Annotated in this window: 11 protein-coding genes; 7 read left to right on the top strand and 4 right to left on the bottom strand. The window is 75.1% G+C overall.

The features are described from left to right. The first annotated feature begins 113 nt into the window (after positions 1–113). The 5 genes from ACIBBD_RS05885 (at position 114) to ACIBBD_RS05865 (ending at position 6,793) form a co-directional block, all read left to right on the top strand. Positions 114–848 (top strand): hypothetical protein, encoded by a 735-nt coding sequence (locus tag ACIBBD_RS05885; RefSeq protein WP_399418042.1) that lies wholly within the window; start codon positions 114–116, stop codon positions 846–848. Continuing rightward, positions 845–1,381, top strand: coding sequence for a SixA phosphatase family protein (locus ACIBBD_RS05880; protein WP_399418041.1), 537 nt, complete (start codon positions 845–847; stop codon positions 1,379–1,381). Before ACIBBD_RS05885 ends, ACIBBD_RS05880 begins: the two co-directional genes overlap by 4 nt. Positions 1,382–1,878: 497 nt before the next feature. Then, complete coding sequence (locus ACIBBD_RS05875) at positions 1,879–2,505, top strand: YigZ family protein (protein WP_399418040.1); 627 nt, start codon at positions 1,879–1,881, stop codon at positions 2,503–2,505. Positions 2,506–2,639: 134 nt separating this feature from the next. Then, positions 2,640–3,803 carry an exonuclease SbcCD subunit D gene (locus tag ACIBBD_RS05870; protein ID WP_399418039.1) on the top strand — a complete coding sequence of 388 codons (1,164 nt, stop codon included), beginning with the start codon at positions 2,640–2,642 and terminating at the stop codon, positions 3,801–3,803. Then, positions 3,800–6,793: an AAA family ATPase gene (locus tag ACIBBD_RS05865; protein WP_399418038.1), complete on the top strand. Its 2,994-nt coding sequence runs from the start codon at positions 3,800–3,802 to the stop codon at positions 6,791–6,793. The genes ACIBBD_RS05870 and ACIBBD_RS05865 overlap by 4 nt, the downstream gene beginning before the upstream one ends. A gap of 66 nt (positions 6,794–6,859) precedes the next feature. Here the strand turns inward: ACIBBD_RS05865 and ACIBBD_RS05860 are convergent, their stop codons facing one another. Next, on the bottom strand, positions 6,860–7,306 hold the full coding sequence (locus tag ACIBBD_RS05860; RefSeq protein ID WP_399418037.1) for an Lrp/AsnC family transcriptional regulator: 447 nt from the start codon (positions 7,304–7,306) through the stop codon (positions 6,860–6,862). Positions 7,307–7,444: 138 nt separating this feature from the next. On the opposite strand from ACIBBD_RS05860, the gene ACIBBD_RS05855 reads away from it, so the two are divergent. Continuing rightward, on the top strand, positions 7,445–7,942 hold the full coding sequence (locus ACIBBD_RS05855; protein ID WP_399418036.1) for a rhodanese-like domain-containing protein: 498 nt from the start codon (positions 7,445–7,447) through the stop codon (positions 7,940–7,942). Positions 7,943–8,001: 59 nt separating this feature from the next. On the opposite strand, the gene ACIBBD_RS05850 is transcribed toward ACIBBD_RS05855, so the two are convergent. Next, on the bottom strand, positions 8,002–9,693 hold the full coding sequence (locus tag ACIBBD_RS05850) for a DUF885 domain-containing protein (protein WP_399418035.1): 1,692 nt from the start codon (positions 9,691–9,693) through the stop codon (positions 8,002–8,004). A gap of 33 nt (positions 9,694–9,726) precedes the next feature. Next, positions 9,727–10,218: an Lrp/AsnC family transcriptional regulator gene (locus ACIBBD_RS05845; protein ID WP_399418034.1), complete on the bottom strand. Its 492-nt coding sequence runs from the start codon at positions 10,216–10,218 to the stop codon at positions 9,727–9,729. A gap of 60 nt (positions 10,219–10,278) precedes the next feature. Here ACIBBD_RS05845 and ACIBBD_RS05840 point away from each other — a divergent pair, with 60 nt between their 5' ends. Beyond that, entirely contained in the window at positions 10,279–11,502 is a 1,224-nt protein-coding gene (locus ACIBBD_RS05840; RefSeq protein ID WP_399418033.1) for a trans-sulfuration enzyme family protein, read from the top strand. A gap of 48 nt (positions 11,503–11,550) precedes the next feature. Here ACIBBD_RS05840 and ACIBBD_RS05835 read toward each other — a convergent pair whose 3' ends face one another. Beyond that, positions 11,551–12,930, bottom strand: coding sequence for a GNAT family N-acetyltransferase (locus tag ACIBBD_RS05835; RefSeq protein WP_399418145.1), 1,380 nt, complete (start codon positions 12,928–12,930; stop codon positions 11,551–11,553). Positions 12,931–12,949 lie beyond the last annotated feature (19 nt).

Raw genomic sequence — 12,949 nt, 5'->3', positions numbered from 1 at the left:
GCGGCCTCCTCTGGCTCACGGGGAAAAGTGCTGACCTGCTCAACAGCGTACGAGCGGTCCTGATTCCGTGCCGTCGGACCGCGGACGGCCCGTCGTCCGCCTACGCTCGCCCCGTGCTGAGCATCATCGACGCCCGAACCGGCGAGCCCGTCACCGCCGCCCCCGCCCGCCGTGGCCTGACCCGCGTCGAGGCCCACGCCTCGGGGCACGACACCGGCGAGCTCCGTGTCCTCCTCGTCGCCGACCTGCTCGTGCGCGCCCTGGAACTCGGCGGGACGCCCGTCGTCGCGCTGCTCACCGGCGAACGGGCACGGGCGGAACTGCGCACGGCCGGGGCGGCCCTCGGCATCCGGCCCTTCGAGCAGGGGCGGGACCTCGCGGCCGGGATGGGCGCGGCCCAGACCCTGCACGTGGTGCGGGAGGACGGAGAGGCACCCGAAGGGGTCCTGATCGCGGTGGGCCCCGTGTTCCCCGAGACCCCCGCCGCTCCCGCCCGGCCGGACGCGGACCCCACCGCCCTCCGCCTCGCCCTGCTCTCCCACCACCACCGCGACGCCGTCCCGCTCGACGAGGACGCGCTCGGCCGGTCCCACGCCACCCTCGCGCGCTGGCGCCGCGCCGTCGCCGACTGGGCACGACAGCCGTCCCGCCCGGTCCCCGACGAGGTGCGCGGACGGCTCCACACCGCCTGGGAGGACGACCTGGACGTACCGGAGGTGCTGCGCGTGCTGCGCTCGGTGGAGGAGGCCGGCCCGGACCTCCCGGCCGGCGCCCGCTTCGAGACCTACGCCTACGCCGACCGTCTCCTCGGCCTGGAGCTCACCCGCGACGTGGGAGGCGTGGCGTGAGCGCCGGTGCGGGAGGGGGGCCGCGGCGGCTCGTGGTGGTGCGGCACGCGAAGTCGGCCTGGCCCGAGGGGGTCGCCGATCACGAGCGGCCGTTGGCGGCACGGGGGCGCCGGGACGCGCCGGCCGCCGGTCGGGCGCTGGCCGAGGCCGGCTGCCTGCCCGACCTCGCGGTGTGCTCCACCGCCGTCCGCGCCCGCCGGACCTGGGAACTGGCCTGCGCCCAGTGGGACAGCCCGCCGCCGGTCCGCCACGAGCCGCGGCTGTACGCGGCCGACGTGCCCGAGGTGCTGGAGGTCGTCCGGGAGACGCCCGACGAGATCGGGACGCTGCTGTTGGTCGGACACAACCCCGGCCTCCGGGAACTGGTCCTCGACCTGGCGGGGGAGGGGCTCGACGACACCCTGGAGCGGGTGCGGGTGAAGTTCCCGACGGCCGCGATCGCCGTTCTGCACTGGGACGGGCCCACCTGGCGGGACCTCGCCCCGGGCACGGCCCTGCTGACGGAGGTGACGGTGGCCCGAGGGGCCCGCTGAGCGAGGCGTACACGCGCGCGTGGGCAGCGCGGTGAACCCCGGCTTCACGCCTGACGGCCGGCAGAGGCGTACGCGCGCGCCTGGGCAGCGCCGCGGGACCGGTGCCGCGGTGGCACCCCGAAGGAGAGGCGCGATCCGGCCGGAGGGCGTGCCGGCCCGATCCGGCCGGCGCGGACGCGCGGCTTCGGCGGGACGGGGCACCGCACCTCAAGAGACCCGCGCCGGACGTCCCGCCCGGTACCGGCGTGCTCGTGCACCCGGACGCCGGCCCCGGCGACCTCGTGCACCCGGGTGCCGGCTCCCGCGTGCCGATCCGCGGCCGGCCGGGTCCGAGGCTCCGGGTACCGCCGGTCCCCCGCTTCCGGCGCGCGCACCGCGGCTCTGCCGTGCCTGCGGTCATGTCGCGCCTCGGGTGCCCGTACCTCCCGCGCCCGCGCCGCCGGTCACCCCGCGCCTCCGGCGCCGACCGCCCCGGTGCCACCGCATAGGCTGGCCGGATGCAGGACGAGTACCGCACAGTCGCCCGCGCGGGCGTGCACGAGACCGAGGTCAACCGCTCCCGTTTCCTGTGCGCCCTCGCCCCGGCGGCCACCGAGCAGGAGGCCCAGGACTTCATCGCGGCCGTCCGCAGGGAACACGCCGACGCCACCCACAACTGCTGGGCCTACGTCATCGGTGCCGACGCCTCCGTCCAGAAGGCCAGTGACGACGGCGAACCCGGCGGCACCGCGGGCGTCCCCATGCTCCAGATGCTGCTGCGCCGTGACATGCGCTACGTCGTCGCCGTCGTCACCCGCTACTACGGAGGCGTCAAGCTCGGTGCCGGCGGTCTCATCCGCGCCTACGGCGGCGCGGTCGGCGAGGCCCTCGACGCCCTCGGCACCCTCACGCGCCGCCGGTTCCGGCTGGCCACGGTCACGGTCGACCACCAGCGGGCCGGCAAGGTGCAGAACGACCTGCGCGCCACCGGCCGCGTGGTGCGGGACGTGCGCTACGGGGAGGCGGTCACGATCGAGATCGGCCTGCCCGACGCCGACGTGGACGCCTTCCGCGCCTGGCTCGCGGACGCGACAGCGGGGTCGGCGCAGTTCGAGGTGGGCGGGGAGGCGTACGGGGACGCGTGACGGAGGGCACTCGGCGGGCAGTGACGAGCGCCGGGTGAAATGTCCGTAACGCCCCCTTGGTGCGCCGGGTGTGACGGGGCGATACGGGAGTAACCGCGCCGTGATGTCAGACCCGGCCGTTAGTCTCGGGAATCATGAGGCTCCTGCACACTTCCGACTGGCATCTCGGCCGGGCGTTCCACCGGGTGAACATGCTGGGTGCCCAGGCCGAGTTCATCGGCCACCTCGTCACCACCGTGCGGGAGCGCGAGGTGGACGCGGTGGTCGTGTCGGGTGATGTGTACGACCGGGCGGTGCCGCCGCTCGCGGCCGTCGAGCTGTTCGACGACGCCCTGCACCGGCTCGCCGAGCTGGGCGTGCCGACCGTGATGATCTCCGGGAACCACGACTCCGCGCGGCGGCTCGGCGTGGGCGCCGGGCTGATCGGGCGCGCGGGCATCCACCTGCGGACCGACCCCTCGGCGGCCGGGACCCCGGTGGTCCTCGCCGACGCGCACGGCGACGTCGCCTTCTACGGCCTGCCCTACCTCGAACCCGCCCTGGTCAAGGACGAGTTCGGCGTGGAGAAGGCGGGTCACGAGGCGGTGCTGGCCGCCGCCATGGACCGGGTCCGCGCCGACCTCGCCACCCGCGCGCGGGGGACGCGCTCCGTCGTCCTCGCCCACGCCTTCGTCACCGGCGGCGAACCCAGCGACAGCGAGCGGGACATCACCGTGGGCGGTGTCGCGTCCGTACCCGCCGGCGTCTTCGACGGCGTGGACTACGTGGCGCTCGGGCACCTGCACGGCTGCCAGACCATCACCGAGCGCGTGCGCTACTCCGGCTCCCCGCTGCCGTACTCCTTCTCCGAGGCCGGGCACCGCAAGACCATGTGGCTGGTCGACCTCGGGGCGGACGGCTCGCTCGACGCCGAGCGCGTCGACTGCCCGGTGCCGCGCGCGCTGGCCCGCGTCCGGGGCACGCTGGAGGACCTGCTCGCCGACCCCGGACTGACGCGGTACGAGGACGCGTGGGTGGAGGCGACGCTCACCGACGCGGTGCGCCCTGCCGAACCCATGGCCCGCCTCACCGACCGCTTCCCGCACACCCTCAGCCTCGTCTTCGCCCCCGAGCGCGCACCGGACGACCCCGACGTGTCGTACGCCAGGCGCCTCGCGGGCCGCAGCGACCAGGAGATCGCCGAGGACTTCGTGGCCCACGTCCGCGGAGCCGGCCCGGACGCGCGTGAGCAGTGTGTGCTGAGGGAGACGTTCGACGCCGTGCGCGCGGACGGCGTCGTCCGGGAGGTGGCCCGGTGAGGCTGCACCGGCTCGACCTCACCGCCTTCGGGCCCTTCGGCGGCGCCCAGAGCGTCGACTTCGACGAGCTGTCCGCCGCCGGTCTGTTCCTGCTGCACGGGCCGACCGGAGCGGGCAAGACGTCCGTCCTGGACGCCGTGTGCTACGCGCTGTACGGCTCCGTCCCGGGCGCCCGGCAGAGCGCCCAGGGCCTCACCCTGCGCAGTGACCACGCCGCGCCCGGCACCCGCACCGAGGTCACCCTCGAACTCACCGTCGCCGGGCGCCGGCTGGAGGTCACCCGGCAGCCGCCCTGGGAGCGCCCCAAGAAGCGCGGCACCGGGACCACGGTCGAGAAGGCGCAGAGCGGGCTGCGCGAGTACGACGCCGTCACCGGGGCGTGGAAGGACCTCAGCCGCTCCCACCAGGAGATAGGCGAGGAGATCACCCAGCTGCTCGGGATGAGCCGCGAGCAGTTCTGCCAGGTCGTGCTGTTGCCCCAGGGCGACTTCGCCCGTTTCCTGCGCGCCGACGCCGAGGCGCGCGGCCGGCTGCTCGGCCGTCTCTTCGACACCCAGCGGTTCGCCGATGTCGAGAAGCGGCTCGCGGAGCGGCGGCGCACGGCCGAGGCACGCGTGCGTGAGGGCGACGCGGCACTCCTGGCGGACGCGCACCGCATGCAGCAGGCCGCCGGTGACGCCATGGAGCTGCCCGAGCTGGCACCCGGGGAGCCAGGTCTGGCCGAGGCCGTGCTCACCGCCGCCGCCGTCGCCCGCAGCACCGCGCGCGAGCAGCTGACGGTCGCCGAGTACGGCCGCCTCGCCGCCGAGTCCGCCCAGGCCGCCGCCGAGCGCGCCCTGGCCGACGTCCGGGAGCTGGCGCGGCTGCAGGGGCGGTTCGCCCAGGCGCGGGAGCGGGCCCGGCAGCTGCAGGAGCGGGCCGCGGCGCATCAGCAGGCGCAGGCGCGGATGGAGCGGGCCCGCAAGGCGGAGGCGGTGGCGCCGGCGCTGGAGCTGCGGGACGCGGCCGACGCCGAGCACCGCAGGGCGGCCGCCGCCGAGGCACGCGCGCGTGCGCTGCTGCCGGAGCGGTTCGCGGACGCCGGTCCCGCCGGGCTCGCCGCCGCCGCACGCCGGGCCGCGGAGGAACTGGGCGGGCTGGAGTCGGCGCGCCGCGGTGAGCGACGGCTGGCCGACCTGCTCGCCGAGCGGGCGGACCTGGACCGGCAGGAGCGCGCCGACGAGGACGTACGGGCGGAGAGCGAGGGCTGGCTCGCGGACTGGCAGGCGACCCGCATGGCGCTCCAGGCTCGGGTCGAGTCCGCCCAGGAGGCCGCCACCCGCGCCGAACAGCTCGCCGTCCAGCGGGAACCCGCACAGCGGCGCCTCAGGGCCGCCCGGCTGCGCGACCAGCTGGCCCGTGACACCGACGAAGCCCAGAAGAAGGTCCTCGTCTCGGGGGAGAGGGCGCTCCGGGCCCGTACGCACTGGCTGGACCTCAAGGAACAGCGCCTCAACGGGATCGCCGCCGAGCTGGCCGCCACCCTCACGGACGGCCGACCCTGCGCCGTCTGCGGCGCGACCGAACACCCCGCCCCCGCCCGCAGGGACGCCGGGCACGTCGACCGCGAGGCCGAGGAGCAGGCGCTCGAGGAGTACCGGCGCGCCGAGGAGGATCAGGCCCGGGACGAGCGTGACCTCGGTGTCGTCCGGGAGGCCCTCGCCGCCGCCACCGCCGAGGCGGGCGACACCCCCACCGACCGGCTCGCCGCCGAGGCCGACGAGCTGGAGCGGAGCTACGCGCAGGCCCGCCGGGACGCCTCCGCGCTGCACCCGGCGCGCGAGGAACTGCGCCAAGCCGAGCAGGAGCACGAGCGGCGCACGGCCGCCCAACGGGAGGCCGCGGTGCGGGCCGCGTCCCGGGTGGGCCACCGGGAGCGGCTGGAGCGGGAACGGACCGCGCTGGAGGAGGGGCTGGCGCGGGCGCGGGGCACCGCCGAGAGCGTCGCCGCGCGCGCCGCGCAGCTGGAACGGCTGGCCGCCCAGCTCACCGACGCCGCCGACGCCGCCCGGGCCGCCGAGGACAGCGCCGACCGCCTCAAGGCCGCCGACGGGCGCCTCGACGAGGCCGCCTTCCGGGCCGGTTTCGACACCCCGCAGGACGCCGCCGACGCCCTCCTCGACGACGCCGCCCACCGCGAGCTGCAGCGGCGCCTGGACGCCTGGCAGTCCGAGGAGGCCGCCGTACGGGCCGTGCTCACCGAGCCGGACACCGTGGCCGCAGCCCAGCGGCCGCCCGCCGACCTCGCCACCGCCGAGCAGGCCGCCGCCGAGGCCGCGGAACGGCTGCGCCGGGCCGCCTCCGCCCAGGACGCGGCCGCCCGCCGGTGCGCCGAACTCGACCGCCTCTCCGCGCGCGCGGCCGACGGCGTACGACGGCTCGCCCCTCTGCGCGAGGAGTACGACCGGGTGGCCCGTCTCGCCGGCCTCACCGCCGGCACCTCGGCGGACAACGAGCGCAGGATGCGCCTGGAGTCGTACGTCCTGGCCGCCCGCCTGGAACAGGTGGCCGCCGCCGCGACCGTGCGCCTGCAGCGCATGTCCTCCGGGCGGTACACCCTCGTCCACTCCGACGACCGCTCCGGACGCGGGCGCAGCGGGCTCGGACTGCACGTCGTCGATGCCTGGACCGGACGGGAGCGGGACACGTCCACGCTGTCGGGCGGCGAGACCTTCTTCGCCTCGCTCGCGCTCGCGCTGGGCCTCGCCGACGTGGTCACCGACGAGGCGGGCGGTGTCCGGCTGGACACGCTCTTCATCGACGAGGGGTTCGGCAGCCTCGACGACCAGACCCTGGACGAGGTCCTCGACGTCCTGGACTCCCTGCGCGAGCGCGACCGCAGCGTCGGCATCGTCAGCCATGTGGCCGATCTGCGGCGCAGGATCCACGCCCAGCTGGAGGTCGTGAAGGGCAGGGCCGGATCGGTGGTGCGCCAGCGCGCGGGCGCGTGACCTGGGTGTCTCAGTGTCTCCGCAGCTCCGTGCCGCGGTGACCCCGCGCCTCGGTGTCCCTGTGCCTCACCGACCCAGCGGGCGCCGGGGCAGCGGCGAGGAGTAGACGACGCTGGTCGTCACCGACCCCAGCGTGCCGATCCGGCCCGACACCTCCTCCAGGTGCCGCATCGAGCGGGCGGCGACCTTGATGACGAAGCAGTCGTCGCCGGTGACGTGGTGGGCCTCCAGGATCTCCGGGGTGACGGCCACCAGGTCGTGGAACGGCCTGTAGTTCCCGTTGGGGTAGCGCAGCCGCACGAACGCGAGGATCGGCAGCCCCAGCCGTTCGGGGTCCACGACGGCCGCGTATCCCTGGATGACGCCCGCCTCCTCCAGCCGCCGCACCCGCTCGGTGACGGCGCTCGCCGACATCGACACGGCACGCGCCAGGTCGGCGAAGCTGGCCCGTCCGTCGCGCTGGAGGACCTCGAGGATGCGCCAGTCGGTGGCGTCCGGGGAATACGCGGTCATCTCCGAGGGATACCAGGGGAATCCCCGGCCGGGCAAGGCCCGGACCGTGGAACACACCTTCAGGAAGAGGATCGACAGCCGTAGATTTCCGTTCAGTCCGGTCGGAGAGAGCCGGAACCGCCACGGAAGGGCCCCGCGATGACAGCCACCCCTGCCACTGCCGCCACCAGCGCCGTCAATCCCGTCCTCCGCGTGGCCCCCGCCGCCCCGGCCGAGGCCGCCGCCCACTTCAGGTCCGCCCTCGCCTTCCACGCCGACGCCTCCGACGTGGCCGCCGCGCTCGCGGCCGGCGGCGATCCCGGCTTCGTCGTCCTGGACTCCCGCTCCACCGAGTCCTGGGACCAGGGCCACGTCCCCGGCGCGATCCACCTGCCGACCGCGCTCATCCCCGAGCAGGCCGAACAGCTCCTCGACAAGGACGTGCCGGTCGTGACCTACTGCTGGGGTCCCGGCTGCAACGGCGCCGCCCGAGCCGCCCTCGCGCTCGCCGAACTCGGCTACCGCGTCAAGGAGATGCTCGGCGGCTTCGAGTACTGGGTCCGCGAGGGCTTCGCGTTCGAGACCCGGGAGGGCCGGGAGCGGCGCGACGCCGACCCGCTGACCGCGCCGGCCGACGCGGAGAACTGCGGCTGCTGACGGGACCGGGCCGCCGGCAGCCGCTCAGCGGCCGGGCCGGCGGCCGCGCATCCGCCGCGTCAGAGCCGCGCCAGCTCGTCCACCAGGTCGTCCAGCCCGAGTGAACCCTGTGAGAGGGCCGCCATGTGCCAGGACTTGAGGTCGAAGGCGTCACCGTGCCGCTCGCGGGCCTTCTCGCGTCCGAGCAGCCAGGCCCGTTCGCCGAGCTTGTACCCGATGGCCTGGCCGGGGATGGACAGATAGCGGGTCAGCTCGCTCTCGACGTAGTCCGCCGGACGGCTGCTGTGCGCGCCGAAGAACTCCTCGGCGAGCTCCGGAGTCCAGCGCTCCCCCGGGTGGAAGGGGGAGTCCGCCGGGATCTCCAGCTCCAGGTGCATGCCGATGTCGACGATGACCCGCACCGCGCGCATCATCTGCGCGTCCAGGTAGCCGAGCCGCTGCTCGGGGTCCGTGAGGAAGCCGAGCTCGTCCATCAGACGCTCCGCGTACAGCGCCCAGCCCTCCGCGTTGGCGCTCACGATGCCGACCGTGGCCTGGTAGCGGGACAGGTCCTGGGCGACGTGCGCCCACTGCGCCAGCTGGAGGTGATGGCCGGGGACGCCCTCGTGGTACCAGGTGGAGACCAGGTCGTAGACCGGGAAACGGGTCAGCCCCATCGTCGGCAGCCAGGTGCGGCCGGGACGCGAGAAGTCCTCCGACGGGGACGTGTAGTACGGGGCCGCCGCGCCGCCGGGAGGGGCGATGCGCGACTCCACCTTCCGAACCCGCTCGGCGAGTTCGAAGTGGGTGCCGTCCAGCGCGTCGATCGCCTGGTCCATCAGACCCTGCAGCCAGTCGCGGACCTCGTCGACGCCCTCGATGTGCTTGCCGTGCTCGTCGAGGTGCGCGAGCGCCACCCACGGCGTCCCCGCGCCCGGCAGGATCTTCTCCGCCTCCTGCCTCATCTCGGCGAGCAGCCGGTGGTACTCGGCCCAGCCGTACGCGTACGCCTCGTCCAGGTCCAGGTCGGTGCCATTGAAGTAGCGTGACCAGCGGGCGTAGCGCTCACGGCCGACGGTGTTCGGCGCGTCGTCGACCGCCGGCGCGTACACGTCCCGCATCCAGTCCCGCAGCTCGACGACCGCCGCGGTCGCCGCCCGGGCCGCCTCGTCCAGCTCCGCGCGCAGCGCCTCGGGTCCCTCGGCGGCGAACTCCTCGAACCAGCCGCGGCCGGAGCCGTCCGTGTCCGCCCACTCGCCGAGCTGGTCCACGAACGTGGCGGTCGGGCGCGGGGCCGCGTACAGCTTGCGCTCCAGACCGAGGGCGAGCGACTCGCGGTAGCCGGCCAGCGCCGCCGGCACCGCGCGCAGCCGCTCGGCGATCGCCGCCCAGTCCTCGTCGGTCTCCGTGGGCGTCACGGTGAACACGTCACGCACGTGATGCGCCGGCGTGGACATGTTGCCGACCGCGCGCAGGCCTTCCTCGGCGTCGTGCACGGCGAGTTCGGCGGTGAGACGCTCGCGCAGCAGGCGCCCGCACCGGCGCTCGACGTCACGGTCCGCGCCGGGCCGCCGCTCCGCCTCGTCGAGCCTGGCCAGCGTGGACCGCGCGAGCCGCGCCAGCGCCTCCTGTCCCGCCGGTGAGAAGTCGGGCAGGCGGCTCGAGCTCTCCTTCACGCCGAGGTAGGTACCGGTGACCGGGTCGAGGGCGATGAGCTCGTCGACGTAGGCGTCGGCGACCTCGCGGGGCAGCGGGGTGTTGGTCTGTGGCATGCGCACCATCCTCGTACGAGGCGGCGCCGCACGTCACGGCGTTTGCGCCGAAGCGGACGGCGGCAGCAGCGGTCCGCAGTCCCACTGCTGGAAGATCAGCCGCGTCTCCACCCGGGCCACCTCCCGCCGGGCCGTGAACTCGTCCAGGACCAGCCGCTGGAGATCGGCCATGTCCGCGACGGCCACATGTACGAGGTAGTCGTCGGGCCCGGTGAGGTGGAAGACGGTCAGCGCCTCCGGCAGCGCCCGGATCCGTTCCACGAACGGCCCGACCAGCTCCCGCCGGTGCGGCCTGACCTGCACCGACAGCAGCGCCTGCAGACCCCGGCCCAACTTGGCCGGATCGAGTTGCAGCCGATGCCCCACGATCACCCCGGACCGGCGCAGCCGGGTCACCCGGTCCAGGCAGGTCGACGGCGCGAGCCCCACCTGCGCCGCGAGGTCGCGGTAGGTCGTCCGGGCGTCGTTCTGCAGCAGCCGCAGCAACTGAAGATCGACCGGATCGAGTACGACTGATTCGGTCATCGGCCGAACGTAGCACGGACTCCGGCCCCGTATCGCCGTCCGCTGTTCACCCTGCCGTCCATGGACTCAGCCGCAGCGAGCACGCACGCGTACGACGGAGTACGCCCGTCTGGAGCGCCCCGCGCACTGGCCACCGAGGCCGTGCACGCCGGGCGGGACGACCTGGCCCGGCAGGGCCTGCACGCCCCGCCGATCGACCTGTCCACCACCTATCCCTCGTACGACAGTCGCGCCGAGGCCGCCCGCATCGACGCGTTCGCCACGACCGGCGCCGAGCCGGACGGCCCGCCCGTCTACGGCCGGCTGGGCAACCCGACGGTCGCCCGTTTCGAGACCGCGCTGGCCCGGCTGGAGGGCACCGGGAGCGCGGTCGCGTTCGCCAGCGGCATGGCCGCGCTGAGCGCGGTCCTGCTGGCGCGCGCCTCCATAAGGCTGCGGCACGTGGTGGCCGTCCGCCCCCTGTACGGCTGCAGCGACCACCTGCTGACCGCCGGGCTGCTCGGCTCGGAGGTCACCTGGACCGACCCGGCGGGGATCGCGGACGCGCTGCGCCCCGACACCGGCCTGGTGCTGGTCGAGTCGCCGGCCAACCCGACCCTCGCCGAGGTCGACCTGCGGGCGGTGGCCCACGCCTGCGGTTCGGTCCCGCTGCTCGTCGACAACACCTTCGCCACGCCCGTCCTCCAGCGCCCGGCGGAACAGGGCGCGCGGCTGGTACTGCACAGCGCCACCAAATACCTCGGGGGACACGGGGACGTCCTGGCGGGTGTCGTCGCCTGCGACGAGGAGTTCGCCGGACGGCTCCGGCAGATACGTTTCGCCACCGGTGGGGTGCTGCACCCGCTGGCCGGCTACCTGCTGCTGCGGGGCCTGTCGACGCTCCCGGTACGGGTGCGGGCCGCCTCCGCGACCGCCGCCGAACTGGCCCGTCGGCTGGCCGCCGACCCGCGCGTCGCCCGCGTCCACTACCCGCGCATCGGCGGCGCGATGGTCGCCTTCGAGGTCCACGGCGACCCGCACGAGGTGATCGCGGGCGTCCGCCTGATCACCCCGGCCGTGAGCCTCGGCAGCGTCGACACCCTCATCCAGCACCCGGCGTCCATCAGCCACCGCATCGTGGACGCGCGGGAGCGCCGGGGCGCCGGGGTGAGCGACCGGCTGCTGCGCATGTCGGTGGGGCTGGAGGACGTCGAGGACCTGTGGGGGGACCTGGACGGGGCGCTCGGCAAGACGACGGAGACACAGACGATTCCCGGGACCTGGCGCGGCGGCGCCGCCGTATGAGAGACGGCCCGGCGGTGTCGTACCGCCGGGCCGCTCGCGGATCCGGCGTCAGTCGCGGACGATCCGTACCCCGGACCCCTCGAACGACGGCTCCGCGCCGCTCCTGGCCGCCGCGTCGAGGCGAGCGGTGATGACGAGGGTGCCCTCCTCGATCTGGTAGTCGAGGGGCAGGCCGAGGCCGCGCATGGCGGCGACCATGCCGGTGTTGGAGGACTGCGTCACCGCGTACACGCTCTCGCAGCCCGCCTCGACGGCCATCGCCACCAGCCGGCCGAGCAGTTCGCCGCCGATGCCGCGCCGCTGCCACTGGTCCTCGACGAGCAGCGCCACCTCGGTCTCGTCGCCGTCCCACAGCAGGTGGCCGAGGCCGACGATGCGACCGGACGGGGTCTGGACGGCGAGGGTGCGGCCGAAGCGCGGGCTGAGCAGGTGGTTGAGGTAGCGGTCGGCGTCACCGACCGGACCGTGGTAGCGCATGCCGAGGGTGCGCGCCGAGCACCGCTCGTGCATCGCCTTCGCCGCCGCCAGGTCACCGGTGTCCGCCCGGCGCACGGTGATGGCGTTGCCCTCGGGCAGCGTCAGCACGTCGTGCCCGCGCGGCACCCGCGGGCCCAGCCGGGCGTCCAGTTCCACCAGCGCCCGCGCCCGCGCGAACTCGGTCGGTGTGAACGGCAGGTACGGCCGCTCCACGGTGATCACTCCGCCTTCCGGCGCCCGCAGGCGCATCACGGTGTCCTCCAGCACCCCTTCCACGGGCACGGCCTGCGGCCCCCGCCCGCCGCCCGGCGTGGTGGCGGGCAGCGAACGGATCGTGCACCGGCCCAGCAACTGCCGGAGCGCCAGGGGAAGTTCTGCGGCGTCCAGAGCCGTACGGGTGGCCAGGCCCAGGACCCGGGTGGGCGCGTCCACCAGATCGTGGGCGTCGGCCCGCTCGATCCAGGTGCCCGAGCCGCCCGCCCGCGCCACGGCCCGGGTGATGTCGGCCGCCGCGAGCGCGCCGGGGGCGCGCAGCAGGAACTCGTCCACCGTGTCGTCACCCAGCGGATGCGTCTGCAGGCTGAGGATGTCGACGCTGTGCTCGGCCAGCGCCGTGCACAGCGCGGCCAGCGACCCCGGTGCGTCCTTCACCGTCGTCCGCATCCGCCACAGGGTGCTCTCCTCGGCGACGCCACCGGGGAGCTCGGACGGCCCGGCCTGCCCCTCGGGGGAGGGGGGCCGGGCATCGGTATCACCCGTGGGCGGTGCGTGGCCGTGGCGCCGTGACCACCAGACGTGGAATCCCGCGGTGGCGATCAGGGCGGCGGCGGAGACGGCCAGCAGGCCGGGGCCGTCGGGGCCGTGTCCCACGAGGTTCGCGACCACGTCGGCCACCGCGACCGCCGTGAAGAGGGCGGCGAGCTCCACCAGGTCCCGCCGCCAGTGGTGCACGGGGCGCCCGTGTTTGTGG

The sequence above is a fragment of the Streptomyces sp. NPDC051315 genome (assembly GCF_044455165.1).
In the GTDB taxonomy this organism is placed as follows: Bacteria; Actinomycetota; Actinomycetes; order Streptomycetales; family Streptomycetaceae; genus Streptomyces.
This window is presented reverse-complemented; position numbering and strand designations above follow the sequence as displayed.

What these genes read in the sequence shown, in the direction of transcription:
- ACIBBD_RS05875 (WP_399418040.1), top strand. Translation starts at nt 1,879, where the DNA reads ATGCAGGACGAGTACCGCACAGTCGCCCGCGCGGGCGTGCACGAGACC.
- ACIBBD_RS05870 (WP_399418039.1), top strand. Translation starts at nt 2,640, where the DNA reads ATGAGGCTCCTGCACACTTCCGACTGGCATCTCGGCCGGGCGTTCCAC.
- ACIBBD_RS05860 (WP_399418037.1), bottom strand. Translation starts at nt 7,306, where the DNA reads ATGACCGCGTATTCCCCGGACGCCACCGACTGGCGCATCCTCGAGGTC.
- ACIBBD_RS05855 (WP_399418036.1), top strand. Translation starts at nt 7,445, where the DNA reads ATGACAGCCACCCCTGCCACTGCCGCCACCAGCGCCGTCAATCCCGTC.
- ACIBBD_RS05850 (WP_399418035.1), bottom strand. Translation starts at nt 9,693, where the DNA reads ATGCCACAGACCAACACCCCGCTGCCCCGCGAGGTCGCCGACGCCTAC.
- ACIBBD_RS05845 (WP_399418034.1), bottom strand. Translation starts at nt 10,218, where the DNA reads ATGACCGAATCAGTCGTACTCGATCCGGTCGATCTTCAGTTGCTGCGG.
- ACIBBD_RS05840 (WP_399418033.1), top strand. Translation starts at nt 10,279, where the DNA reads ATGGACTCAGCCGCAGCGAGCACGCACGCGTACGACGGAGTACGCCCG.